Genomic DNA, 24,024 nt, shown 5'->3' with positions numbered 1-24,024 from the left:
CCATGCGTTCAATCCCTGCTTCCCCCCGCCGCGCGCGCGGCATGAGCCTTGTCGAAATCATCATCGTGATCGTGCTGATCGGCGGCGTGCTGGCCCTGGTTACCAGCCGCGTGCTGGGCGGCCGCGACCGCGCCAACGTGGGCCTCACCAACACCCAGCTGATCACCCTGGCCGGCAAGGTGGACCAGTTCCAGATGGACACCGGCCGCCTGCCTGACTCGCTGGAGCAGCTGGTCACTTCCCCCGGCCAGCCGAACTGGCTCGGCCCCTACGCCAAGGCCGAAGAGCTCAAGGATCCCTGGGGCAACCCGATCCAGTTCCGCCGCCCGGGCACCGACGGCCCCTACGAGCTGGTGAGCCTGGGCGCCGACGGCCAGGCCGGCGGCGAAAGCGTCAACGCGGACATCCGCAAGCCCTGACCGGGCAGGCGCCGCCGCCATGAACCGCGCGCGCGGCCTGTCGCTGCTGGAACTGCTGGTGGTCGTGGCGCTCGTCGCCACGCTGGCGGGCATCGGCGCCATGGTGGTCGGCCGCGCCATGCCCGGCCAGCAGCTGCGAAACGCCGCGCGCGAAGTGGCCCACGAGCTGCGCTTCACCCGCGCCCAGGCCCTGGCCACCGGCCGCGAACAGGTGTTCCGCCTCGACGTGCAGGAGCGCCGCTGGAGTTCCGCCGGCAAGCGCAGCGGCGAACTGCCGGCGGAGATCGAACTCGTCGCCACCACCGCGCGCGAGGAGCAGCCCGCGCGCACCGAAGCCGTGGTGCGCTTCTTCCCCGAAGGCGCCTCCACCGGCGGCCGCATCGTGCTCAGGCGCGGCGACGCGGCCTGGCGCGTCGACGTGGCCTGGCTCACCGGCGAAGTCACGCTCACGCGCGGCGAGGGCCGGCCATGAGGCGGCAGCGCGGCTTCAGCCTGATCGAAGTAATCGTGGCCTTCGCGCTGCTGGCGGTGGCCATGGGCATCCTGATCGCCATCCTCGGCGGCGGCCTGGCCCAGGTGCGTCAGGCGGGCGACGCCAGCGAGGCCACGCTGCACGCGCAGTCGCTGCTTTCCGAGGTGGGCGTGCTGGCGCCGATCGAACCCGGCCGCGCCCAGGGCGAATTCGCCGACGGCCGCTACCGCTGGACGCTGGAGATCACCGAAGTCGAAGACCCGGTGCCGCAGGCCGCGCCGGTGGAAGGCGCCGCGCCCATCGAAACCGTGGGCCTGCAGCAGGCCGGTGCGCCGGTGCTCTACCGCCTGCAGCTGGACGTGGGCTGGGGCGAGGGCGACTACGCACGACAACTGCGTTTCGCCAGCCTGCGCGCGCGTTACCCGGAAAGCCCGCTGGAGGCGCTGCCGTGAGCCGCACCCGGGGCTTCAGCCTGGTCGAAGTGATGATGGCCACCGTGCTGCTGGCGGCTGGCCTGGCGCTGGCCTTCACCGCGCTGCGCAACACCACGCGCGCCACCGGCGCCGCCGAGGCGGAATCGCGCCGGGCCGAGCAGCTGCGCGCGGCCCAGGGGTTCCTGCGCCGCCAGCTCGAAGGCGCGCTGGCGATGCCGGTGGAAACGCCGCGGGCCGGCGAGGAGCTGGTGGTGTTCCAGGCCGAAACCGACCTGCTGCGTTTCGTCGCGCCGATGCCGGGTTACCTTTCGCGCGGCGGCCCCTACGTGCAGACCTTCCGCATCCGCCGCGGCGCCGGCGGCCTGCGCATCGAATTCGAACACCAGCTGCTCACGCCGGAAGGCCCGGTGGACTCCGAGCGCGAGCCGGAGGTGCTGCTCGACGGACTCGCCGAGGCGGCGTTCTCGGTGCGCTCGCTGGATGACCGCGGCGAGCCCACCGACTGGCAGGGCCAGTGGGACCAGCCCGGGCAGGTGCCGCGGCTGGTGCGGCTGCAGGCGCGTTTCGCCGAACCGCGGGCGCGCTGGCCGGAGCTGGTGGTGGCGCCGCGGCTGGGGCAGTCGCCGGTGGCCCCGGCGGGCGCGATCCCCGTGGGCGGCCCGCAGGACGTGGATTCGCCGGGGGAGGAGCGCTGATGCGCGCGAACCGTGGCGCCGCGCTGCTGCTGGTGCTCTGGCTGCTGCTGCTGATGGCGGGGCTGGTGGCGGTGTTCGCCTTCAGCGCGCGCATCGAGGCGATGCAGGGCAGCGCGCTGCGTTCGCAGGCGCTGGCACGGCTGGCCGCCGAGGCCGGCATCGAAGTGGCGGCGCTGCGCCTGAACCAGCCCGACCCCGCCAATCGCTGGCTGCCCGACGGCCGGCCCTATGGTTTCGAATTCGAAGGCCACCGCATCGAGCTGCGCATCGTCGACGAGAGCGCCAAGGTGGACCTCAATGCCGCCGACGTGGCGCTGCTGGCGAACCTGATGCGCGCGCTGGGTATCGAGGACACCCGCGCGCGCCAGCTGGCCGCCGTGATCCAGGACTGGCGCGACCCCGACGACCTGGTGTCGATGGAAGGCGGCGCCGAGGATCGCGACTACGCCGCCGCGCGCCGCGAATACGGCGCCAGGGACGCACCCTTCACCACGGTTTCCGAACTGCAGCAATTGTTGGGCATGGACGAGGCCACCTATCGCCTGCTGGTGCCGCACGTCACCATCCACGGCGGCCAACCGCGCCCGCGCCCGGATTTCGCCGAGGCCTCGGTGCTGCTGGCCCTGGGCTTGCCGCCCGACCAGGTGGCGCAGCTGCTGGCCGCCCGCGCGGCCTGGCAGCCGGGGCTGCCGCTGCCGGTGCTGCCGGGCGGCGACACCCTCGCCGTCGTCGGGTCCGGCACGTATAGTGTGGCCAGCCGCGCCGTCCGTCCGGATGGCCAGCAGGTCGAGGTCACCGCCACCCTGCGCATGGGCGCGGCGGCCGGCTTCGGCCAGCTCTACGCACCGCTGGCCTGGCGGGTAGGGGAACCCGACTGATGCCCGCTGTCGACCAACTCGCCACATCGCTCGAAACGCTCCGGCTGCGCCTGGCGCGCACGCCGCTGCCGGGCTGGGGCCGTTCCATGGCCGACGCGGCGCTGTCGCTGCTGCCGCCGTCCTGGCGCCGGCTGTTCCGCGGCGAAGCCCGCCGCCTGTTCCTGGCCCGCGGCGACCAGGGGCTCGCGCTCACCGTTTCCGACGCCAACGGCGACCAGCCGCTGGGCGAAGTGCCGCTCGGCGACGCCGGACTGCTGGCCGAACTGCACGCGCGCCTCGCGGCGTCCTCCGTGCCCGCCTGGCTGCTGCTGCCCGCCGGTGCCGTGCTGCGCCGCCGCCTGCCGCTGCCCGCCGCCGCCGAGCCGCGCCTGCGCGACGTGCTCGCGCATGAACTCGACCGCCAGACGCCTTTCAGCCCCGAGCAGGTGACGTTCCAGGGCCGCGTGGTCTCGCGCGACGTCGCCAGCCAGCAGATCCAGGCAGAACTGCTGGTGCTGCCGCGCGCGCGCCTCGAGGCCGAGATGCAGGCGCTGGGACCGCTGGCCGCGCTGCTCGAAGGCGTGGACGTGGTGGAAGCCGACGGCCGCCGCCTCGGCCTGAACCTGCTGCCCGCCGCGCGCCGCGAAACCCGCCGCGACCCCGTGCGCCGACTCAACGCCATCCTCGCCGCGGTGGCCGCCGTGGCGCTGCTGGGCACGCTCGCGCTCACCCTGCACAACCGCGCCAGCGCGCTCGACGCGCTGCGCGCCGAGGTCGAAGCCGCCACCGCCGAAGCCCGCCAGGCGCGGCTGGCGCGCAACCAGCTGCAGGCCAAGGTGCAGGCCGCGAACTTCCTGGCCAGCACCCGCGCCAGCCGCCCGACCATGCTCGAGCTGCTCGACGACCTGACCCGCCGCATCCCCGACGACACCGCCATCGACAAGCTCACCGTCAACGACGGCAAGCTCGTGCTGGTGGGCCAGAGCCGCGCCGCGCCGGCGCTGGTGGGCCTGCTGCAGGACTCGCCGCTGCTGGCCGAACCGGCGCTTTCGGGTGCCGTGCAGGCCGACCCGCGCAGCGGCCGCGACCGCTTCACGCTTGCCGCCAGCGTGCGCGGCCAGGCCCCGGAGGACGCCAATGACACCGGCCGCTGATCGTGCCCGCTGGCTGCTGGCCGGCGCCGCGCTGCTGGCGCTGGCGTATTTCCTGTTGCTGCACTGGTGGTGGACCGCGCCGATGCTGGCCATGGGCGACGAGATCGCGAAACTGCGCGACGAACACCTGGCCCTGCGCATGGAAATCGCCCAGCGCCCGGCGCTGGAAGCCGAGCTGGCCCGCGTGCGCGAATTCGAAGCCGGCAACGCCGGTTTCCTGCCCGAAACCAACCGCCAGCTCGCCACCGCCGCGCTGGTGCAGCGCCTGGAATCGGTGGTGGGCGCGGCCAGCCCGCAGCCGGGCCGCTGCCAGATCACCGCGCGCACGCCGTCCGACGCGCGCACCGACGAACCCTTCGTGCGCGCCAGCGTGCAGGTGCGCCTGCGCTGCGGCATGGCCGAGCTGGGCGCAGTGCTGCACGCGCTGGAAAGCGGCAGCCCGCAGCTGTTCGTGGACAACGTCGACCTGCTCGCGCGCCGCAGCTACCTGGGCACCGGCCAGGAGGACGGCGCGCTCGACGCCAGCTTCGACCTCTACGGCTACCTGCTGGCCACCCCGGAGGCGCCGCGTGATTGACCAACTGCGCCCCGCCGGCGCGCTGCTCGCGGCGCTCGCGGCCTGGTCGGTCGGCCTGCTGCTGCTGGCCCTGGCCGGCCTGGGCGCGCGCTTCGCGCCGCATCCCGACGACCCCGCCGTGGCGCCGCCGATGCCGCGCGTGGAGCTGGCGGAAGTCGGCTCGCGCCTGGGTCCGGCTTCCGATTACGCCGAGGTCGGCAACCGCCCGCTGCTCAACGCCGACCGCCGCCCCGCCGCGGTGGCCGCCGCCGGCGACAGCGAGGCGCCGCTGGACTGGGTGCTCAGCGGCGTGCTGCTGGCCGGCGACTTCAAGGCCGCGATGTTGCAGTCGCCGGACGGCAGCCGCAGCCAGCGCGTGCGCGCCGGCGAGCTGGTGGAAGGCACGGCCTGGCGCCTGGTGGCGCTGGAACCACGCCGCGCCAGCTTCGAGGGCCCGCAGGGCCGACGCGAGCTCGACCTGCGCGTTTTCGACGGCAGCGGCGAGGCCAAGCCTTCCGCGGTGCCGGCGTCCGCGCCGCGCGCCACCGCCGGCCCCGCCACGACCCCGGCCGCGCCCGCCGCGGCACCGGCGCCGGCTGCCCCGGCCGCCGAGGGCGAGCTTTCGCAGGAACAACAGGTGGAGGCGATCCGCCGTCGCATCGAGGCGCGGCGCGCCCAGATGCGCGAGGACGCCGCGCGCCGGAATGGCCAGAAGGTAGAGTAGCCGCATGAATTCCCGACTCCGTCCCGTCCCCGTGCTCGCGCTGGCCCTGCTGGCCTTCCTGGCCGGCTGCGCCACGCCCGCCACGCCCGTGCTTCGCCGCGGCGCCGACCCGATGGCCGGCACCCCGGTGATCAGCCGCGAGGCCACGACCGGCGAAGGCGAGGCCGACGCCGCCGCGCCGCCCGCGCAGGACCCGTCCGCCGCCACGCTCACGCCCGGCACCGGCCAGGTGATCAACCAGCGCGTCGCCGCCACGCCGCCGCCCTCGCTCGACCAGCCGGGCGAGGCCACCTTCAACTTCGAAGGCGAGCCCGTGCACGCGGTGGTCAAGGTCATCCTGGGCGACCTTCTGCAGCAGAACTACGTGATCGCGCCCGGCGTGCAGGGCCAGGTGACGCTGGCCACGCCGCGCCCGGTGAACGCGCAGCAGGCCCTGGGCCTGCTGGAGATGGTGCTGGGCTGGAACAACGCGCGCCTGGTGTGGATGGACGGCCGCTACAACGTGCTGCCCACCGAGCAGGCCATTGCCGGCAACCTGTCGCCGCGCACCGGCGCCGCCGGCGACGCCCGCGGTTACGAAGTGCGCGCGGTGCCGCTGCAGTTCATCTCGGCCACCGAGATGAAGAAGGTGCTCGAACCCTACGCGCGCCCGAACGCGGTGGTGAGCACCGACAACGCCCGCAACCTGATCGTGCTCGCCGGCAGCCGCGCCGAGCTGCAGAACTACCTGCGCACGGTCGAGATCTTCGACGTGGACTGGCTGGCCGGCATGTCGGTGGGCGTGTTCCCGCTGCTGTCGGCGGAAGCCGACGCGGTGGTGCAGGAGCTCGAGGCGGTGTTCGGCGAAGGCGGCAGCACGCCGGTCTCGGGCATGTTCCGCTTCATGCCGCTGCAGGGCCAGAACGCCGTGCTGGTGATCACCCCGCAGCCGAAATACCTGCGCGAGGCGCAGACCTGGATCGAGCGCCTGGACGCGGGCGGCGGCGAAGGCGCGCGCCTGTACACCTACGAAGTGCTGTACATGAAGGCCACCGACCTGGCCGAGCAGCTGAGCCAGGTGTTCGGCGGTAGCTACAGCAGTGGCTCGTCGGCCAGCGACGGCCCGCCCTCGCTGATGCCCGGCCTGGAGCCGGTGCAGATTCGCTCGACCAGCACGCCCGCCCCCGACGCCGCCGATCCGAAGGCGCGCGCCGAGGCGGCCGCCGCGGCGTCGGGCAATGCGGGCAATGCCGGCGGCGGTGCGTCCGGCGGCATCGCCATCGGCGCCTCCGACGACGTGTCGGTGAGCGCGGTCGAAGAAAGCAACGCGCTGCTCGTGCGCGCCACGCCGGGCCAGTGGGAATCGATCCGCCGCACCATCGAGCGCCTGGACACCATGCCGCTGCAGGTGCATATCGAGGCGCAGGTGGTGGAAGTGCAGCTCACCGGATCTCTCAGCTACGGCGTGAATTGGTATTTTGAGAACGCGGTGCCCGAGGAGTTCGGCAACGCCCAAGGACGCAGTATCTGGGGGGACATCGCCGGCAGCATTGGCCCGCAAGGCAACGATGGCAGCGGGCTGGCCTGGACCTTCCTGGGTCGGAACGCAGCCGCAGTCATCACCGCCCTTGATCGTGTCTCGGACGTACGCGTCCTGTCGACACCGTCGGTGGTCGTGCGCAACAACGCCGAAGCCAAGTTGGACGTGGGCACCAAGATCCCCGTCAACAGCACCAGCTTCAACCCAATCATCGGCGAAACGCCGGGTACCGGCACTGGCACTTATACGCAGGTGCAGTACCTGGACACGGGCGTCATCCTCACGGTGACGCCGCGTATCAGCCGCGATGGCACTGTTTTCATGGAAATCGACCAGGAAGTCAGCACGCCCAGTCCGCCCGATCCCGACAATCCGGGCGGAAACAGGGAGATCAACAAGCGCTCCCTGATCACGGAGGCAGCAATCAAGAGCGGCGAAACCGTGATGCTGGCGGGCCTGATCACGGACAACCAGTCCCAGGGCAGCAGCGGCGTGCCCGGGCTGAGCCGGCTTCCGGTGGTGGGCGGCCTGTTCGGCCGCAAGTCCCAGACCAATGACCGCTCGGAAGTGATCATCCTGGTCACCCCGCGCGTCATCCGCGACCCGAACGAGGCCCGTCGCCTGACCGACGAATACGGCGAACGCTTCCGCGCGCTCGACCCGCTGCGCCCGGAAGGCAACAGCCAGTAAGGTGTGACTAGTCCTTAAAAGAGGTGCTCCGATGAACTGCAGAAGCAGCTTGAGTTCACGACTTAAGATGGTTGCGCTTACGGTCGCTCTTTCCGCAGGCAATGCGGTGTGTGCGCAGGATTTGATGAACGGGGAGTTCGAGCTAGGTCCGGCTAACTGGGAGTGGAAGCAGGCAATCACCGCTGGAATCGGGGCATGTGACTCCTTGGCTACTTTCTCCGCCAATTTTGTCAACACGCCTCAATTCAAAATCGGGAGTGATCGGGCCGCGCGCGTTACGGCAGCCGGCTCGTCTGGGTCCTACCATAGCTGTGGACAGATCGAACAAACGGTGTTTGTGCCTATCGGCGCAAGGCTTAAGTTTGACCTACGGATCGGGGATCCGGAGTACACCTACACAAGCGGCCCTGGAAGGTTATCGGCCTACGCCAGGGATGTTCAGCTCGGTGTCGAAAAAACTCTTTTCTCAGCTTCAGGAAGCAACTGCAACGCAAATTCTCCTTCCTGCGCACCTGTTGGCGTTCCGCGAGATGTCGACATCTCAAAGTTCTGGGGTAGATCAGCGAGATTGAAATTCCAGGGTAGTACCTCTGGGCAAGTTGGTGGAGTCGGCTATGACCAAGCGCCAACGCTTGCATACATCGATTCTGTGAGGTTTGAGTTGCCGGTGCTATCTCAGGCCAAGCCAAAAGCTGGTGGCTATTACAATCCATCGCGAAGCGGGCAAGGTCTTCATATTTCGAAAGCTCCGGATGGGCAATACAGCCTTATTTGGTATACGTTCCTTCCAAACGGAGAGCCTGTTTGGTACATGAGCGACATCGCGTTCCATGTCGGCGGGGTGTGGCAAGCGCCGCTCTATAAATTCACTTGGAATACAGCAACAAACTCCCGCAATCCCGGAACTCAAATTGGCGACGTCCGCCTTGAGTCATTGAGTGCCACGAAATTGAACTTCATGTGGGATTTCTACAGTGATGGCGATTCGTCAGGGTTCGATGGGGGTGAGCCTCTGCAATTTCTGACAGGCGGGCAAGGCTACACGGGCATGTGGTACGAGCCGAGTCTCCCCGGATGGGGCTTTAGTGTCGACCATGAGGTTGGCTCCTCCACCTCTCTGACGGTGTTCTACTATGACGGCACGGAGCCAGTGTGGGCATATGCTTCCGGCCAAGCCGATCCCGAGGGTGGTGTCTCATTCCCGATCTTTCGCTACACCAGTACAGGGCTTTGTCCGCAGTGTATGTTCGAGCCAGTTTCTCGTGTCTCGACGCCCGTTGGAGAGCTCGGCTTGCGCCTGGAGTCAGATAGTGGTTGGTTTCTCGGTGAGGGAAATCTTAGCGACTGGACTCGCGGTTCTTCAGCCTTTCCGGTTGCGCTTTCGCGACTGACATTTCCCTAGAATAGAGCTCGTGGTCGTGAAGCGCGCACAGCTCGAAATTTTGTCCGACCGAAGGTGAGCATCGCTTCTAGAGCGGTCTTTGGCGAGCTGCTGCGCCGGGAACTGGAAGAGCGCTACCGCGGCAGCCTGCTCGGCGCCGCCTGGCTGGTGCTGCTGCCGCTGCTGCAGCTGGCGGTGCTGGCCCTGGTGTTCGGCACGCTGCTGCCGGCGCGCGCCACCGGCGGCGGCGAACTGCCGTACGCGGCCTTCCTCGCGCTCGGGCTCTGGCCCTGGAACCTGCTGGCCAACGCCGCCAACCGCGGCGTCACCGCGCTCACCGACAACGCCGCGCTGATCGGCAAGGTGGCCGTGCCGCACGGCCTGTACGTGGACAGCCGGGTCGCGGCCAGCGCGCTGATCGACCTGGGCGGCTTCGTGCTGGTGCTGCTGGCGCTGCTGGCCTTCGGCGTGCCGCTGGCGGCCTCGGGTCTGCCGGCGGTGCTGGCCGCGCTGGGCGTGGTGGCGGTGCTGGCGCTGGCGCTGGCGCGCTTGCTGGCGGTGCTGCAGGTGTTCCTGCGCGACATCGCCGCGGTCACCGGGCAGGGCCTGGTGTTGCTGTTTTTCCTCACGCCCGTGCTCTACGACCGCGCGGTGCTGCCGGCGGCAGTGGCGCCCTGGCTGGCCTTGAACCCGATGGTGGTGCCGGTGGAAACCGTGCGCGCCGCGTTCTCCGGCCTGCCGGTGGACTGGGCCGCGCTGGCCACCTGCGCGCTGGCGGCGGCGCTGCTGCTGCTGGCGGCGCAGGCGCTGCTGCGGCGCGGCCGCGCGCACCTGGAGGATTTCCTGTGAGCACGCCGCTGGTCGAAGCCCGCGGCCTGGGCAAGCGTTACCCGGTGCTGGGCCACCGCGGCGACCGCGCCAGCGCGCTCTGGGACGTGCTGCGCGGGCGCCCGGCGCGCCGCCACGTGAGCGTGCTCGAGGGCGTGGATTTTTCCGTGCAGCCGGGCGAATCGCTGGCCATCATCGGCGAGAACGGTGCCGGTAAGTCCACGCTGCTCAAGCTCGTCACCGGCGTGCTGACGCCGAGCGCGGGCAGCGTGCAGACGCGCGGCCGCATCGGCGCGCTGCTGGAGCTGGGCGCGGGTTTCCACCCGGAACTCAGCGGCCGCGACAACGTGCGGCTCTCGGCCGCGCTGCACGGCCTGGACGCGAAGGCGCTGGCGGCGAAACTGCCCGAGATCGAAGCCTTCGCCGACATCGGAAGCTACCTCGACGAGCCGGTGAAACACTATTCGTCGGGCATGGTGGTGCGCCTGGGTTTCGCCATCATCGCCGCGGTGCGGCCGGCGCTGCTGGTCACCGACGAAGTGCTGGCGGTGGGCGACGAAGCCTTCCAGCGCAAGTGCATCCGCTGGCTCGACGATTACCTGGCCGGCGGCGGCACCCTGCTGCTGGTCTCGCACAGCCTCTACCACGTGCGCAAGCTCTGCCGGCGCGCGCTGTGGCTGCAGCACGGCCGCGTGCGCGCCCTGGGCGACGTGTTCGAAGTGAGCCAGGCCTACGAGGCCGCGCAGGCGGAGAAATCCGCCGGTGAAGCCGCCAGCGAGGCCGCGGCCGCCGCGCGCGTTCCGGGCGAAGTCAGCATCGCCGCCGTGCGCGTGAACGGCGACGCCGGCGACGGCCCGGTGGCGCTGGGGCAGGGCGGCGCGCTGCGCTGCGAGATCGAACTGGGCAGCCGCGACGGCCGCCCGCCGGTGGCCATGCTCGGCTGGCTGCACGCCGACGGCACGCCCGTTTACGGCGTCAGCTCGGAAATGGACGGCGCCGCGCCCGAGGCCCTGGGCGACGGCCGCTTCCGCTTCGTGGTGGATTTCCCGGCGTTGCCGCTGCTGCCGGGCCGCTACCGCCTGCGCACCATCGCGCTCGACGCCGAGGGCCTGCGCCTGTTCGACCAGCGCGAACGCGAACTGGTGGTCGGCGGCGAATCGCGCGAATTCGGCCTGGTGCGGCTGCCGCATGCCTGGAGGGCGCCATGAACCGCCTGCCCACCGTCATCGTGCCCATCCACAACGCGCTCGAGGCGCTCGACGCCTGCCTGGCCGCGCTCGACCGCACCCTGCCGGCCGGCACCGAAGTGCTGCTGGCCGACGACGCCTCCAGCGACCCGCGCATCAACCCCATGGCGCGCAGCTGGTGCTACCGCAGCCCGCTCAAGGCCCGCTACGTGCGGCGCGAGCTGAACATGGGCTTCCCGGCCAACTGCAACGCCGCCTTCGCCGAAACCGGCGACGAGGACGTGGTGCTGCTCAATTCCGACACCGTGCCCACCGCCGGCTGGCTGCAGCAGCTGGCCCGCTGCGCCGCCAGTGACGCGCGCATCGCCACCATCACGCCCTGGTCGAACAACGCCGAGATCTGCTCCTTCCCGCGCTTCTGCGAAGCCAACCCGGTGCCCGAGCACCCCGGCGCCATCGCCGAGGCCGCGGCCGCGCTGCCGCCGCAGTACCCGGAGCTGCCCACGGCCGTGGGTTTCTGCATGTACGTGCGGCGCGCCGCGCTGCGCCAGCTGGGCGGCTTCGACGCCGCCACCTTCGGCCTGGGCTACGGCGAGGAAAACGACTTCTGCCTGCGCGCCGCCGCCATGGGCTGGCGCAACGTGCTCTGCGACGCGGCCTACGTGGTGCACCAGGGCGGCGCTTCGTTCGGCCCGCTCGACATCGCCCCCAATGGCGACAACCTGGCCCGCCTGCTGGCGCGCTGGCCCGACTACAACGAGCGGGTGGCGCGTTTCATCATGGCCGACCCGCTGCGGCCGCTGCGGGCGCGGCTGCAGGAAAAAATCGAGGAACTGGCCCGTTCCGGCCCGCAGCGGGACCTGTTCGGCTAGCATTCGCACCATGTCCCCCACGCCCGTCCTGCCGTTCACCGGCGAGCGCTACACGCCCGAGTGCGAGCGCGAGATCGCCTACGAGCACTGGCACCGCTACGCCCTGGCGCGGCCGCTGGCCGCCGGCCGGCGCGTGCTCGACGCGGCCTGCGGCGAGGGTTACGGCAGTGCGCTGCTGGCCCGCGCCGGCGGCCACGTGCTGGGCCTGGACCTCGGCGCCGACGCCATCGCCCACGCCCGCGCCCGCTACGGCGGCGAGCCGGGGCTGCGTTTCGAACAGGCCGACGTGACCGCGCTCGACGCGCTGCCGGCGGCCAGCTTCGACCTCATCGTCAGCTTCGAAACGCTGGAGCACGTCGAGGCGCAGGAACGCCTGCTCGACGGCTTCGCCCGCCTGCTGGCGCCGGGTGGCCTGCTGCTGGTGTCCACGCCCGACAAACGCGTCTACACCGACCTGGCCGGCACGCAGAACCCGCACCACGTGCGCGAGCTTTATCGCGCCGAGTTCGAGGCGCTGCTGGCGCCGCGTTTCCCGGCGCGCCGGCTGTTCGGGCAGAAGCTGCTGTTCCAGTCGGTGCTCTGGGACCTGGAGCGCACCGGCCCGGCCGAGGCCAGCACGGCCACCGCCGCCGGGCTGGTGGACGGACTGGCTTACGAACCGATGTACCTGCTCGCGGCCTGTGCGCGCGAACCCGGGGCGCTCGACGCACTGCCGGCGCTGTCGCTGCACGGCGACCAGGCCGAGGGGGTGTACGCCGACTACCGCGACGAAGTGCGCCGCAACCGCGCCGCCGCCGCCCACATCGCCCACCTCGAAGCCGAGCTGGCGCGCCTGCGGGGCGGATCGTGAACACCCCGCACGAAGCCCAGCCCGCGCTCGATTTCGGCGCCCGCGACATCGGCGTGGTGGTGGTGACCCACGCCAGCGCCTCCACCATCGAAGCCTGCCTGGAAGCGCTGCTGGCCGCGCGCCACGTGGTGCGCCTGCTGGTGGTGGACAACGCCTCGCCCGACGACACCGCCGAGCGCGTCGAGCGCATGGTGCGCCGCGACCCGCGCCTGGGCCTGGTGCGCAACCTCGAGAACCGCGGTTTCGCCGCCGCCTGCAACCAGGGCGCCACGGCCATCGCCCAGCCCTGGATCGCCTTCGTGAACCCCGACGCGTTCGTGGCGCGCGACACGCTCTCGCGCCTGGTCGAACACGCCATCGCGCGGCCTGGCGCCGGCCTGCTGGGCGTGGAGCAGCGCGACGAGCAGGGCCTGCCCGACCCGGCCTCGCGCCGCGCCGACCCTTCGCTGCGCGAGCAGCTGTTCACGCTGGGCCGGCGCGAGAACCTGTTCCTGGGCCGCGACCCGGCGCAGGACGTGCAGGCGGTCGATGCCGTGTCCGGCGCGCTCATGCTGCTGCCGGCGGTGCTGTTCGCGCGCCTGGACGGCTTCGACGAAGGTTACCGCCTGCACGCCGAGGACCTGGACCTGTGCCGCCGCGTGCGCGAGGCCGGTTACGAGGTGGTGGTGGCCAACGACCTGGCCGTCACCCACCTGCGCGGCGTGTCCAGCCGGCGCCGGCCGGCCTGGGTGGAATTCCAGAAGCATCGCGGGCTGTGGCGCTATTTCCGCAAATTCGAGGCGGCGCACGTCCCGGCCTGGCAGCGGCCGCTGGTGTTCGTGGCGCTGTGGCTGCACTTCCCGCTGGCGCTGCTCACGCAGGCTTGGCAGCGCCGGCGGCAGGCTGGCAAGTCATGAACCGCGCACCCGCCACCAGCATCTTCCTTGCGCACGTGGACATCGTGCACGGCTGCCAGCTGCGCTGCGTCGGCTGCCCGAACTCGGTGCTGCAGCCGAAGGTGCGGCAGGTGGAAGAGGCCGATTTCGCGGCCATCCTCGCCAACATCGACGTGCAGCGCATCCACCTGCTGCGCCTGTTCAACTTCGGCGAGCCGTTGCTGCACCGCAACCTGTCCGGCCTGCTGGCGCACATCCCGCGGCAGAAGTGGACGGTGGAGCAGGTGGAGCTCTCCACCAACGCGCAGAAGGTGTACTGGGACGATTTCGAGCGCGCCATCGCCAGTGGCGTGCTCACGCGCATCATCGCCAGCTGCGACGGCGACGGCACGCCGGAAGACTACGAACGCCTGCGCCCGCCTTCCACCTGGGCGAAGCTGGAACAGTTCCTCGAACGCACCAAGGCCCTGTGCGACAAACACGGCCAGGACATCGAGCTGCGCACCATGACCGTGTGCGAAGACCCGGCCGCGCGCGAGCGCTGGAACGCCTTCCTGCTGCCGCGCGGCTGGACGCCGCGTTTCCGCCGCTGGATGTGGCTGCCGGAATCGAGCCAGAACATGACCGGCCGCGAGACCCGGCCGGGGCAGGGCGTGTGCCTGTTCATGGCCGACCCCTCCGAATTCACCGAGCACCCCTGGGACGGCGAGGTGAACCAGCTCTACGCCGACGCCGACGGCACCGTGGTGCCCTGCTGCGTGCACCCGCAGGCCGGCATGCTGGGCAACCTGCGCCAGCAGACCTACAACGAAGTGCTGGCCGGCGCCGCCCGCGCCGGTTTCGTCGAGGCCCTGCGCACCCGCCGCGGCGAGATGCGCATCTGCGGCGGCTGCGAAGTGGGTCCCGCCCGCGAAGCCGGCCCCCCGCAGGAAGCCGCCCTCGACAGCTGAAAAGAAAGGGGGTCAGAGTACCAATTCGCTGCGGCGAATTAGTACTCTGACCCCCAATCTTTCGCGCGAAGGGCTTCGCGGCTGAAGCCGCTCCTACAAGAGGTCGTTACTTGAGGGCCTTGTAGCGCAGGCGGTGCGGCTTGGCGCCTTCCTCGCCGAGGCGGCGCTTCTTGTCTTCCTCGTACTCGCGGTAGTTGCCCTGGTAGAACTCCACGTGCGAATCGCCCTCGAAGGCGAGGATGTGCGTGGCGATGCGGTCCAGGAACCAGCGGTCGTGCGAGATGACCAGGGCGCAGCCCGGGAACTCGAGCAGGGCGTCTTCGAGCGCGCGCAGGGTTTCGATGTCCAGGTCGTTCGACGGTTCGTCGAGCAGCAGCACGTTGCCGCCCTGCAGCAGGGTCTTGGCCATGTGCAGGCGGCCGCGTTCACCGCCCGAGAGCGTGCCCACCAGCTTCTGCTGGTCGCTGCCCTTGAAGTTGAAGCGGCCGATGTAGGCGCGCGACTGCACTTCCACCTTGCCGATGGTGATGATGTCGCTGCCGCCCGACACCGCCTGCCAGACGTTCTTGTCGGCTTCCAGCGCGTCGCGGCTCTGGTCGACGTAGGCGATCTTCACCGTGTGGCCGATGTTGACCTCGCCCTTGTCCGGCTTTTCCTGGCCCGTGATCATCTTGAACAGGGTGGACTTGCCGGCGCCGTTCGGGCCGATGATGCCGACGATGGCGCCCGGCGGGATGGTGATGTTGAGGTCGTCGATCAGCAGGCGGTCGCCGAAGCTCTTCGAGACGTTCTTGAACTCGATCACCTTGTCGCCCAGGCGCTCGCCCGGCGGGATGAAGATTTCGTTGGTCTCGTTGCGCTTCTGGTACTCGACCGACTGCAGGTCCTCGAGGCGCTGCAGGCGCGCCTTGCCCTTGCTGCGGCCGCCCTTGGCGTTCTGGCGGGCCCACTCGAGTTCCTTCTGCAGCGCCTTCTGGCGGCCCTTTTCCTGGGCCTCTTCCTGCTTCAGGCGCTCGGTCTTCTGCTGCAGCCACTCGCTGTAGTTGCCCTTCCAGGGAATGCCGCGGCCGCGGTCGAGCTCGAGGATCCACTCGGCGGCGTTGTCGAGGAAGTAGCGGTCGTGGGTGACGGCCACCACGGTGCCCGGGAAGCGGGCCAGGAACTGTTCCAGCCACTCCACCGACTCGGCGTCGAGGTGGTTGGTGGGTTCGTCGAGCAGCAGCATGTCGGGCTTGGACAGCAGCAGGCGGCACAGCGCCACGCGGCGCTTTTCACCACCCGACAGCGGGCCGACCTTGGCGTCCCAGGGCGGCAGGCGCAGGGCGTCGGCGGCGATTTCCAGCTGCAGTTCCAGCGTGGCGGCGTCGCCGGTGGCCAGGATGGCCTCCAGGCGCTGCTGCTCGGCGGCCAGCTTGTCGAAATCGGCGTCTTCCTCGGCGTAGGCCGCGTAGACCTGGTCGAGCAGGGCCTGGGCGTGCAGCAGGTCGCCCACGCCTTCCTCCACGGCCTGGCGCACGGTGTGCTCCGGGTTGAGCTTGGGCTCCTGCTCGAGGTAGCCGACCTTGATGCCCGGCTGCGGGCGCGCTTCGCCGGTGAAATCGGTGTCCACGCCGGCCATGATGCGCAGCACGGTGGATTTGCCGGCGCCGTTGAGGCCCAGCAGGCCGATCTTCGCGCCCGGGTAGAACGACAGCGAGATGTCCTTGATGATCTGGCGCTTCGGCGGCACGGTCTTGCTGACGCCGATCATGGTGTAGATGTATTGCGACATGGGATCTCTCGTTCAGGGGGCGCGCGGGCGGTGGGCGCGGCCGGGACGGGGTGGGACCGCGCGGGAGGCCGCGCAGCCGGTCCGGGATTCGGAGGGTCGCCCATTATCGCGCACCCGGCGGGGTGGGCGCATCCCGGGGGCCGTGGCCCTTGCCCGCGGGCCCGCGCGGGCCGCCGTTCTGGCCGCAAACCCGCGTCGGGGCTACAATTTCGGCCTGCATCCGCCCCGAGGAAGGCCCCCAGATGTTCGCCAAGGATATGAAGATCGCCGGCTACGACCCCGACCTGGCCCAGGCCATGGCCCGGGAACTCCAGCGCCAGGAGGACCACGTCGAGCTGATCGCCTCGGAGAACTACGCCAGCCCGCGCGTGCTCGAGGCCCAGGGCAGCGTGCTCACCAACAAGTACGCCGAGGGTTACCCGGGCAAGCGCTACTACGGTGGCTGCGAATACGTGGACATCGCCGAGAAGCTGGCCATCGAGCGCGTGAAGCAGCTCTTCGGCGCCCACTACGCCAACGTGCAGCCGCATTCGGGTTCGTCGGCCAACATCGCCGTGTACATGGCCCTGCTGCAGCCGGGCGACACCGTGCTGGGCATGAGCCTGGCCCACGGCGGCCACCTCACCCACGGCGCCAAGGTGAACTTCAGCGGCAAGATCTACAACGCCGTGCAGTACGGCGTGGACGAAAACGGCCTGATCGACTACGACGAAGTGCAGCGCCTGGCCACCGAGCACCAGCCGAAGATGCTGGTCGCCGGCTTCAGCGCCTATTCGCAGGTGGTGGACTGGGCGCGCATGGCGGAAATCGCCACGTCGGTCGGCGCCTGGTTCTTCGTGGACATGGCGCACGTCGCCGGCCTGGTGGCCGCGGGCCTGTACCCGAACCCGGTGCCGCACGCCGACGTGGTCACCTCCACCACCCACAAGACCCTGCGCGGCCCGCGCGGCGGCATCATCCTGGCCCGCGCCAACGAGGAGCTGGAGAAGAAGTTCCAGTCGCTGGTGTTCCCGGGTACCCAGGGCGGCCCGCTGATGCACGTGATCGCCGCCAAGGCGGTGGCGTTCAAGGAAGCGCTGGAGCCGGAATTCAAGGACTACCAGCAGCAGGTGGTGAAAAACGCCCAGGCCATGGCCAAGGCCATCATGGCGCGCGGCTACAAGGTGGTTTCCGGCGGCACGCAGAACCACCTGATGCTGATCGACCTGATCGGCCGCGACGTCACCGGCAAGGACGCCGAGGCCGCGCTGGGCGCCGCCCACATCACCGTGAACAAGAACTCGGTGCCGGGCGACCCGCGTTCGCCCTTCGTCACCTCGGGCCTGCGCATCGGCACCCCGGCCGTCACCACCCGCGGCTACAAGGAGCCCGACTGCGTGGCGCTGGCCAACTGGATCTGCGACGTGCTCGACGCGCCCACCGATGACAACGTCATCGCCGGCGTGCGCGAGAACGTGACAAAGCAGTGCCGCCAGTTCCCCGTCTACGGCTGATACCAACGCAATGCATTGCCCGTTCTGCCAGCACACCGACACCCGCGTGATCGATTCGCGCGTGTCCGAGGACGGCAGCACCATCCGCCGCCGCCGCGAGTGCGAGCACTGCGGCGAGCGCTTCAACACCTTCGAGGTGGCCGAGCTGAAGCTGCCGGCCATCGTGAAGAGCGACGGCCGCCGCGAGGCCTTCGACGAGCGCAAGCTGCGCGTGAGCTTCGACCGCGCGCTGCAGAAGCGGCCGGTCTCGGCCGAGCAGATCGACGGCGCCGTGCGCGCGGTGGTGCACGCCCTGCGCCTCACCGGCGAACGCGAACTGCCCTCGCTGCGCGTGGGCGAGTTCGTCATGGCCGAGCTCAAGAAGCTCGACCAGGTGGCCTACGTGCGCTTCGCCTCGGTGTACCGGAAGTTCGAGGACGTGCAGGCCTTCCGCGAAGAGATCGAGCGCCTCGAGCGCGACCTGCCCGGCCTCGAGGGCCTGCAGCTGCCCCTGCTGGACGCCGCGGCCGACAAGGCCAAGCGGTGACCGCGGCGCGCATCCTGCCGCTGGCCGATTGCCCCGGCCACGCGGCCACGCTGGCGCGCTGGCACCACGCGCACTGGGGCCACTTCTACGACCCCGCCGACTGGGACCTGGCCATCGCCACCGCCGAACTGCGCGACCACGCCACCCGCCGCGGCCGCCCCACCACCCTGGTGGCGCTCGAGGGCGACCAGCTGCTGGGCTCGGTGAGCCTGGTGGACGAGGACGCGCCGGAGCTGGGCGACGTCGGCGACGCCTGGCTGGCCAGCCTGTACGTGCGCCCCGAAGCCCGCGGCCAGGGCCTGGGCGCGCGCCTGGTGCGCGAATGCGTGGCGTTGGCGGCGCGTGAAGGGGTGCGCCGGCTGTGGCTGTTCACGCCCGAACACGCATCGTTCTACGCCGCCCTGGGCTGGCGCCCGGCCGGATCGGCGACACTGCGCGGCGTCCCGGTGCAGCTGATGGACATCCTTCCCGCATGAGCGGCTTTTCCTCCCACGACCACGCCCACATGGCCCGCGCCCTGCAGCTGGCCGAGCGCGGCGCCTTCACGACCCACCCGAACCCGATGGTCGGCTGCGTGGTCGCCGACGGCGCGCGCGTGCTTGGCGAAGGCTGGCACCAGCGCGCCGGCGAACCGCATGCCGAAGTGCACGCGCTGCGCGCCGCCGGCGAACGGGCGCGCGGCGCCACCGCCTACGTCACGCTCGAACCCTGCGCCCACCACGGCCGCACGCCGCCCTGCGCCGACGCGCTGGTGGCCGCCGGCGTGACGCGCGTGGTGGCGGCCTGCCGCGACCCCTTCGACCAGGTGGCGGGGCAGGGTTTCGCCAAGCTCGCCGCCGCCGGCATCGACGTCGAATTCGGGTTGATGGAAGCCGCCGCGCGCCGCATCAACCGCGGCTTCTTCTCGCGCATCGAGCGCGGCCGGCCCTGGGTGCGGGTGAAGCTGGCGATGAGCCTGGACGGCCGCACCGCCCTGGAAAACGGCGAATCGAAGTGGATCACCTCCGACGCCGCCCGCGCCGACGTGATGCGCTGGCGCGCCCGCGCCGGCGCCATCATGACCGGCATCGGCACCGTGCTGGCCGACGACCCGCGCCTCACCGTGCGCCTGCCGGAAGGCGAGGCCTTCGTGCCGCCGCTGCGCGTGGTGCTGGACGAACGCGGCCGGCTGCCGGCGGCCTCGGCGCTGCTCACCGATGGCGCCGCGCCCACCCTGGCCGTGCACGGCGACGACATCGTGCCCGACTACGGCGACGAGGTGAGCGCCTTCGCCGTGCGCCGCCTCGGCCCCGGCCTCGACCTCGCCGCGGTGCTGTCTCAGCTGGGACAGCGCGGCGTCAACGAACTGCAGGTGGAAGCCGGCGCCACCCTCAGCGGCGCGCTGATGGCCGCGGGCCTGGTGGACGAACTGCTGGTCTACATCGCCCCCGTGCTGCTCGGCGACCGCGGCCGCCCGCTGCTGGCCGGCCTGACGCCTTCCACCATGGCCGAACGCATCGGCCTGAAACTGCTCGAAACCCGCCAGGTCGGCCCCGACCTGCGCCTGCTGCTGGAGCGTGCCTGACATGTTCACCGGACTCATCCAGGCCGTCGGCCGCCTGGCCGCGCGCGACATCCGCGGCGGCGACCAGCGCCTGCGCTTCGCCTGGGGCGGCCTGCCGAACCACGACATCGCGCTGGGCGAATCGATCGCCGTCAGCGGCTGCTGCCTCACCGTGGTGGCCTGGGACGACGCCGGCTGGGACGCCGACGTTTCCAACGAAACCCTTGCGCTCACCACGCTGGGCAAGCTTCCGGTAGGCGCCGCGGTGAACTTCGAGCGCTCGCTGCTGCCCACCGACCGCCTCGGCGGCCACCTGGTCTCGGGCCACGTGGACGCCGTGGGCGCGGTGGAGAAGGTCTGGGACGACGGCCGCTCGCAGCGCTGGCGCTTCACGGCCCCGGCATCGGTGCTGCGCTACGTTGCGCCCAAGGGCTCGATCGCCGTGGACGGCACCAGCCTCACCGTCAACGCCATGGACGCGGCCGGGTTCGAAGTGAGCCTGGTGCCGCACACCGTGGCCCACACCGCCTTCGGCGAAACCGCCGTGGGCGCCGCCGTCAACCTCGAGGTCGACACCGTCGCCCGCTACGTCGAGCGCCTGCTGGCGGCTCGCGAGGAATCGAAATGAGCTTCGCCACCGTTCCCGAACTGCTCGAGGAAATCCGCCAGGGCCGCATGGTCGTCGTCGTGGACGACGAGGACCGCGAGAACGAAGGCGACCTGATCATGGCCGCCGAGCTGGTGAAGCCCAGCGACATCAACTTCATGGTCACGCACGCGCGCGGCCTGGTGTGCCTGTCGCTCACGCGCGAGCGCTGCCGCCAGCTGGGCCTGGGCCCGATGGTGCGCGACAACAACTCGCCCTACCACACCAACTTCACCGTCTCGATCGAGGCCGCCGAGGGTGTCACCACCGGCATCAGCGCCTACGACCGCGCCCACACTATCCGCACCGCCGTGCGCCCCGACGCCAGCGCCGACGACCTCACCCAGCCGGGCCACATCTTCCCGCTGATGGCCCAGCCCGGCGGCGTGCTCACCCGCAGCGGCCACACCGAGGCCGCCAGCGACCTGGCCCTGCTGGCGGGCCTGGAGCCGGCCGGCGTGCTGGTGGAAATCCTGAATCCCGACGGCTCGATGGCGCGCCGCCCCGAGCTCGAAAAGTTCGCGGCCGAGCACGGCCTGAAGATCGGCTCGATCGAGGAGCTGATCCGCTACCGGCTCGAGAACGAGCACACCGTCGAGCGCGTGGACGAGCGCACGGTGGACACCGCGCACGGCGCCTTCCGCCTGCTCACCTACCGCGACCGCCTCAGCCGCGACCTGCATTTCGCCCTGGTGCACGGCCAGCCGAGGGCCGACACGCCCACCCTGGTGCGCGTGCACGTGAAGAACCCGCTTTCCGACGTGCTGCAGTGGCGCCGCGCCGACTTCGGCGTGAGCGCCGGCGAGGCCCTGGCCGCGGTGGCCGCGGCGGGCGAGGGCGTGGTGGTGGTGCTGTCGGAGCCGATGACGCCCGACGACCTGCTGGCCCGCATCACCGAAACCACCCAGCCCGACGCCCCGCGGGCCCGGGAATGGCGCCGCAACGGCGCCGGCGCCCAGATCCTGGCCGACCTGGGCCTGGGCAAGCTGCGCGTGCTGGGCACGCCGCGGCGCCAGGTGGGCCTGGCCGGCTACGGCCTGGAGGTCGTGGAGTACGTGCCGCCGGGCGGCGCGGGGTAAACTGGCGCCCCCCGCAGGATCCCACCCCATGGCCCACTTCGAAGGCGACGTCCAGAGCCCCGGCTCGGCCCGCTATGCCATCCTCGCCAGCCGCTGGAACCCGCGCATCACCGATGCGCTGGTCGAAGGCGCGCGGCGCGCGTTCGCCGGCAATGGCGTCCCGGCCGAGGCCGTGGACGTGATCCGCGTGCCCGGCGCCTGGGAGCTGCCCGTGGCCGCCGCCCAGGCGCTCGACCGCATCGGCTACGCCGGCCTGGTCGTGCTGGGCTGCGTGGTGCGCGGCGACACCCGCCACTTCGAGCAGGTGGCCGACGAGTGCGCCCGCGGCCTGATGCGCGTGGCGCTCGACACCGGCGTGCCGGTGGTCAACGGCGTGCTGGCGGTGGACGACTACGCCCACGCCGAAGCCCGCGCCGGCGGCACCCACGGCAACAAGGGCGAAGAGTGCGCGCTGGTGGTGATCGAGATGGCCAACCTGATTGGAAAACTGGCATGAAGCATTCCCGCCCCGACGGCATCGACCCGCACGCGCGTTCGCGCGCCCGCCGCCGCGCGCTGCAGGCCGTGTACGCCTGGCAGCTGTCGAACACGGCCATCAACAAGGTCATCGACCAGTTCCGCAACGAGCAGGACATGGAAGTGGCCGACCTCGAGTACTTCGAGGACCTGGTGCGCGGCGTCGAGAAGAACCTTGGCTCGCTCGACGAGGCGCTGCAGGAATTCCTCGACCGCGACATCGCCCAGGTCGACCCGATCGAGCGCGCCGTGCTGCGCATCGCCGCCTACGAGCTGCGCCACCGCGTGGACGTGCCCTACCGCGTGGTGATCAACGAGGCCATCGAAACCACCAAGCGTTTCGGCTCCGAGCACGGCCACACCTTCGTCAACGGCGTGCTCGACCATGCCGCCGCCGCCTGGCGCGCGGCCGAGGCGCAGGCCAGCCGCCGGTCCTGATGCCGGGCGAGTTCGCCCTCATCGAACGCATCCGGGCCCGCGCCCGGCGCCGCGACGACGTGGTGCTGGGCATCGGCGACGACGCCGCCGTGCTGGCGCCGGCGCCCGGCCAGCAGCTCGTGGTCACCAGCGACACGCTCGTGGCCGGCGTGCATTTCCCCGTAGAAACCGCGCCGGCCGACCTGGGCTGGAAGGCGCTGGCCGTGAACCTGAGCGACCTGGCCGCCATGGCCGCCACGCCGGCCTGGTGCACGTTGGCACTGACCCTGCCGGGCGCCGACGACGCCTGGCTCGACGCTTTCCTTGACGGCTTCCTGGAACTGGCCGACCAGCACGACGTCTCGCTCGTCGGCGGCGACACCACCCGCGGCCCGCTCTCGATCACCGTCACCGCCTTCGGCCTGGTGCCCGCCGGGCAGGCGCTGCGCCGCGACGGCGCGCGCGTGGGCGACGACGTGTGGGTGACCGGCACGATCGGCGACGCCGCCGGCGCACTGGCGCAATGGCGCGCGCGCGGCCCGGCCTCGGCCAAGCTGCGCTGGCGGCTCGATCGCCCGACGCCGCGCATCGAAGCCGGCCTGGCGCTGCGCGGGCTGGCGACGGCGGGCATCGACCTCAGCGACGGCCTGGCCGCCGACCTCGGCCATGTGCTCGCCGCCAGCGGCGTGGGCGCGCGGCTGGAGCTGGGCCGGCTGCCCACCTCGCGCACGCTGGCCGACCATTTCGCCGAACCGCGGCGCTGGGAGCTGCAGCTCTCTGGCGGCGACGACTACGAGCTGTGCTTCACCGCGCCCGCCGCGCGCGCCTTCGAGATCGAGCAGGCGCTGGCGGCGCTGGACCTGCCCGCCACCGTGGTGGGCCAGGTCGAGGCCGAACCGGGCCTGCGTTTCGGCACGCCGGATGGTGGCGCCTACGCGCCTGCAGCGGCCGGCTACCAGCATTTCGATGGGGGCCACGCGTGACGGTCGCTCCGCTCGGCGTTCGCCGCCGCCTGATGAAACACCCGCTGGGCTGGCTGGCCGCGGGCTTCGGCAGCGGCTTCTCGCCCTGGGCGCCGGGCACGGTGGGCAGCGCCGCCGCGCTGCTGCCCTGGTGGTTCCTGATGAAGGACCTGTCGCTGCCGGCCTATCTGGCGGTGCTGGCGGCGGGTTTCGCGCTGGGCTGCTGGGCCGCGCACTGGGTGATCCGCGAAACGAAGATCGAAGACCCCTCGCTGGTGGTCTGGGACGAATTCATCGGCCTCTGGATCGCGCTGCTGGCGGCGCCGGCCGGCTGGCCCTGGATGCTGGCGGCCTTCGTGCTGTTCCGCCTGTTCGACATCGCCAAGCCCTGGCCCGTGGGCTGGGCCGACCGCAAGCTGCACGGCGGCTTCGGCGCCATGCTCGACGACGCCTTGGCCGGCGCGTACGCCCTGGCCGTGCTGCAGGTTGGGGCTTTGGTTTTTTAGCCACGGATTTACGCGGATGAACGCGGATAGAGCATCAGGAAATGGGGGTCAGAGTACGATTTCGCCGCGCGGTGGAAATGTACTCTGACGCCCACTTCTTTT

Annotated in this window: 27 protein-coding genes; 26 read left to right on the top strand and 1 reads right to left on the bottom strand. The window is 71.0% G+C overall.

Going from position 1 to position 24,024, the window contains the following annotated elements; all coding sequences use genetic code 11:
• The first annotated feature begins 2 nt into the window (after nucleotides 1–2).
• Genes gspG through ACE3Q2_RS02225 form a run of 16 tightly spaced genes read left to right on the top strand, consistent with a single transcriptional unit; the run spans nucleotide 3 to nucleotide 14,463 of the window.
• Nucleotides 3–419 (top strand): type II secretion system major pseudopilin GspG, encoded by a 417-nt coding sequence (gene gspG / locus ACE3Q2_RS02300; protein ID WP_374472436.1) that lies wholly within the window; start codon nucleotides 3–5, stop codon nucleotides 417–419.
• Nucleotides 420–438: 19 nt separating this feature from the next.
• Nucleotides 439–891: a GspH/FimT family protein gene (locus ACE3Q2_RS02295; RefSeq protein WP_231695601.1), complete on the top strand. Its 453-nt coding sequence runs from the start codon at nucleotides 439–441 to the stop codon at nucleotides 889–891.
• Nucleotides 888–1,343: a prepilin-type N-terminal cleavage/methylation domain-containing protein gene (locus ACE3Q2_RS02290; protein ID WP_231695600.1), complete on the top strand. Its 456-nt coding sequence runs from the start codon at nucleotides 888–890 to the stop codon at nucleotides 1,341–1,343. Before ACE3Q2_RS02295 ends, ACE3Q2_RS02290 begins: the two co-directional genes overlap by 4 nt.
• A complete protein-coding gene (locus ACE3Q2_RS02285) occupies nucleotides 1,340–2,020 on the top strand; it encodes a prepilin-type N-terminal cleavage/methylation domain-containing protein (RefSeq protein WP_231695599.1) in 681 nt (226 codons plus the stop codon). Before ACE3Q2_RS02290 ends, ACE3Q2_RS02285 begins: the two co-directional genes overlap by 4 nt.
• Nucleotides 2,020–2,898: a type II secretion system protein GspK gene (locus tag ACE3Q2_RS02280; RefSeq protein WP_231695598.1), complete on the top strand. Its 879-nt coding sequence runs from the start codon at nucleotides 2,020–2,022 to the stop codon at nucleotides 2,896–2,898. Before ACE3Q2_RS02285 ends, ACE3Q2_RS02280 begins: the two co-directional genes overlap by 1 nt.
• A complete protein-coding gene (locus tag ACE3Q2_RS02275) occupies nucleotides 2,898–4,031 on the top strand; it encodes a PilN domain-containing protein (RefSeq protein ID WP_231695597.1) in 1,134 nt (377 codons plus the stop codon). The genes ACE3Q2_RS02280 and ACE3Q2_RS02275 overlap by 1 nt, the downstream gene beginning before the upstream one ends.
• The gene (gene gspM / locus ACE3Q2_RS02270) at nucleotides 4,015–4,608 is read left to right on the top strand and encodes a type II secretion system protein GspM (RefSeq protein WP_231695596.1); all 594 of its coding nucleotides are present in this window, start codon (nucleotides 4,015–4,017) and stop codon (nucleotides 4,606–4,608) included. The genes ACE3Q2_RS02275 and gspM overlap by 17 nt, the downstream gene beginning before the upstream one ends.
• Nucleotides 4,601–5,311 (top strand): hypothetical protein, encoded by a 711-nt coding sequence (locus tag ACE3Q2_RS02265; RefSeq protein WP_231695595.1) that lies wholly within the window; start codon nucleotides 4,601–4,603, stop codon nucleotides 5,309–5,311. The genes gspM and ACE3Q2_RS02265 overlap by 8 nt, the downstream gene beginning before the upstream one ends.
• 4 nt (nucleotides 5,312–5,315) lie before the next feature.
• A complete protein-coding gene (gene gspD / locus ACE3Q2_RS02260; RefSeq protein WP_231695594.1) occupies nucleotides 5,316–7,520 on the top strand; it encodes a type II secretion system secretin GspD in 2,205 nt (734 codons plus the stop codon).
• Between the two features lie 31 nt (nucleotides 7,521–7,551).
• Nucleotides 7,552–8,922 (top strand): hypothetical protein, encoded by a 1,371-nt coding sequence (locus tag ACE3Q2_RS02255; protein WP_374472431.1) that lies wholly within the window; start codon nucleotides 7,552–7,554, stop codon nucleotides 8,920–8,922.
• 54 nt (nucleotides 8,923–8,976) lie between these two features.
• Nucleotides 8,977–9,750 (top strand): ABC transporter permease, encoded by a 774-nt coding sequence (locus ACE3Q2_RS02250; RefSeq protein WP_231695592.1) that lies wholly within the window; start codon nucleotides 8,977–8,979, stop codon nucleotides 9,748–9,750.
• Nucleotides 9,747–10,937, top strand: coding sequence for an ABC transporter ATP-binding protein (locus ACE3Q2_RS02245; RefSeq protein WP_231695591.1), 1,191 nt, complete (start codon nucleotides 9,747–9,749; stop codon nucleotides 10,935–10,937). The genes ACE3Q2_RS02250 and ACE3Q2_RS02245 overlap by 4 nt, the downstream gene beginning before the upstream one ends.
• Nucleotides 10,934–11,788, top strand: coding sequence for a glycosyltransferase (locus ACE3Q2_RS02240; RefSeq protein WP_231695590.1), 855 nt, complete (start codon nucleotides 10,934–10,936; stop codon nucleotides 11,786–11,788). The genes ACE3Q2_RS02245 and ACE3Q2_RS02240 overlap by 4 nt, the downstream gene beginning before the upstream one ends.
• 10 nt (nucleotides 11,789–11,798) lie before the next feature.
• The gene (locus ACE3Q2_RS02235) at nucleotides 11,799–12,638 is read left to right on the top strand and encodes a class I SAM-dependent methyltransferase (protein ID WP_231695589.1); all 840 of its coding nucleotides are present in this window, start codon (nucleotides 11,799–11,801) and stop codon (nucleotides 12,636–12,638) included.
• The gene (locus ACE3Q2_RS02230) at nucleotides 12,635–13,534 is read left to right on the top strand and encodes a glycosyltransferase family 2 protein (RefSeq protein WP_231695588.1); all 900 of its coding nucleotides are present in this window, start codon (nucleotides 12,635–12,637) and stop codon (nucleotides 13,532–13,534) included. The genes ACE3Q2_RS02235 and ACE3Q2_RS02230 overlap by 4 nt, the downstream gene beginning before the upstream one ends.
• Nucleotides 13,531–14,463 carry a radical SAM/SPASM domain-containing protein gene (locus ACE3Q2_RS02225; RefSeq protein WP_231695587.1) on the top strand — a complete coding sequence of 311 codons (933 nt, stop codon included), beginning with the start codon at nucleotides 13,531–13,533 and terminating at the stop codon, nucleotides 14,461–14,463. The genes ACE3Q2_RS02230 and ACE3Q2_RS02225 overlap by 4 nt, the downstream gene beginning before the upstream one ends.
• A gap of 106 nt (nucleotides 14,464–14,569) precedes the next feature.
• On the opposite strand, the gene ettA is transcribed toward ACE3Q2_RS02225, so the two are convergent.
• Nucleotides 14,570–16,234, bottom strand: coding sequence for an energy-dependent translational throttle protein EttA (gene ettA, locus ACE3Q2_RS02220; RefSeq protein ID WP_290977212.1), 1,665 nt, complete (start codon nucleotides 16,232–16,234; stop codon nucleotides 14,570–14,572).
• A 242-nt stretch (nucleotides 16,235–16,476) separates the two neighbouring features.
• On the opposite strand from ettA, the gene glyA reads away from it, so the two are divergent.
• From glyA to ACE3Q2_RS02170, 10 genes are read left to right on the top strand one after another with little or no spacing between them, the layout of a single operon-like run.
• Nucleotides 16,477–17,727, top strand: a complete 1,251-nt coding sequence (gene glyA, locus ACE3Q2_RS02215) for a serine hydroxymethyltransferase (RefSeq protein WP_374472426.1) — start codon at nucleotides 16,477–16,479, stop codon at nucleotides 17,725–17,727.
• A gap of 10 nt (nucleotides 17,728–17,737) precedes the next feature.
• Complete coding sequence (gene nrdR, locus ACE3Q2_RS02210) at nucleotides 17,738–18,253, top strand: transcriptional regulator NrdR (RefSeq protein ID WP_043805047.1); 516 nt, start codon at nucleotides 17,738–17,740, stop codon at nucleotides 18,251–18,253.
• Nucleotides 18,250–18,729 (top strand): GNAT family N-acetyltransferase, encoded by a 480-nt coding sequence (locus ACE3Q2_RS02205; protein WP_374472423.1) that lies wholly within the window; start codon nucleotides 18,250–18,252, stop codon nucleotides 18,727–18,729. Before nrdR ends, ACE3Q2_RS02205 begins: the two co-directional genes overlap by 4 nt.
• Nucleotides 18,726–19,817: a bifunctional diaminohydroxyphosphoribosylaminopyrimidine deaminase/5-amino-6-(5-phosphoribosylamino)uracil reductase RibD gene (gene ribD, locus ACE3Q2_RS02200; RefSeq protein WP_374472421.1), complete on the top strand. Its 1,092-nt coding sequence runs from the start codon at nucleotides 18,726–18,728 to the stop codon at nucleotides 19,815–19,817. Before ACE3Q2_RS02205 ends, ribD begins: the two co-directional genes overlap by 4 nt.
• A 1-nt stretch (nucleotide 19,818) precedes the next feature.
• Complete coding sequence (locus ACE3Q2_RS02195) at nucleotides 19,819–20,424, top strand: riboflavin synthase (RefSeq protein ID WP_374472419.1); 606 nt, start codon at nucleotides 19,819–19,821, stop codon at nucleotides 20,422–20,424.
• Nucleotides 20,421–21,521, top strand: a complete 1,101-nt coding sequence (gene ribB, locus ACE3Q2_RS02190; RefSeq protein ID WP_374472417.1) for a 3,4-dihydroxy-2-butanone-4-phosphate synthase — start codon at nucleotides 20,421–20,423, stop codon at nucleotides 21,519–21,521. Before ACE3Q2_RS02195 ends, ribB begins: the two co-directional genes overlap by 4 nt.
• A 28-nt stretch (nucleotides 21,522–21,549) precedes the next feature.
• Nucleotides 21,550–22,017: a 6,7-dimethyl-8-ribityllumazine synthase gene (gene ribH / locus ACE3Q2_RS02185; protein ID WP_374472415.1), complete on the top strand. Its 468-nt coding sequence runs from the start codon at nucleotides 21,550–21,552 to the stop codon at nucleotides 22,015–22,017.
• Nucleotides 22,014–22,475 (top strand): transcription antitermination factor NusB, encoded by a 462-nt coding sequence (nusB, locus tag ACE3Q2_RS02180; protein ID WP_374472413.1) that lies wholly within the window; start codon nucleotides 22,014–22,016, stop codon nucleotides 22,473–22,475. Before ribH ends, nusB begins: the two co-directional genes overlap by 4 nt.
• Nucleotides 22,475–23,437, top strand: a complete 963-nt coding sequence (gene thiL, locus ACE3Q2_RS02175) for a thiamine-phosphate kinase (RefSeq protein WP_231695578.1) — start codon at nucleotides 22,475–22,477, stop codon at nucleotides 23,435–23,437. Before nusB ends, thiL begins: the two co-directional genes overlap by 1 nt.
• Nucleotides 23,434–23,922, top strand: a complete 489-nt coding sequence (locus ACE3Q2_RS02170; protein ID WP_374472411.1) for a phosphatidylglycerophosphatase A — start codon at nucleotides 23,434–23,436, stop codon at nucleotides 23,920–23,922. Before thiL ends, ACE3Q2_RS02170 begins: the two co-directional genes overlap by 4 nt.
• Nucleotides 23,923–24,024 lie beyond the last annotated feature (102 nt).

The sequence above is a fragment of the Arenimonas sp. genome (assembly GCF_041913985.1).
Classification (GTDB): Bacteria; Pseudomonadota; Gammaproteobacteria; order Xanthomonadales; family Xanthomonadaceae; genus Arenimonas.
This window is presented reverse-complemented; position numbering and strand designations above follow the sequence as displayed.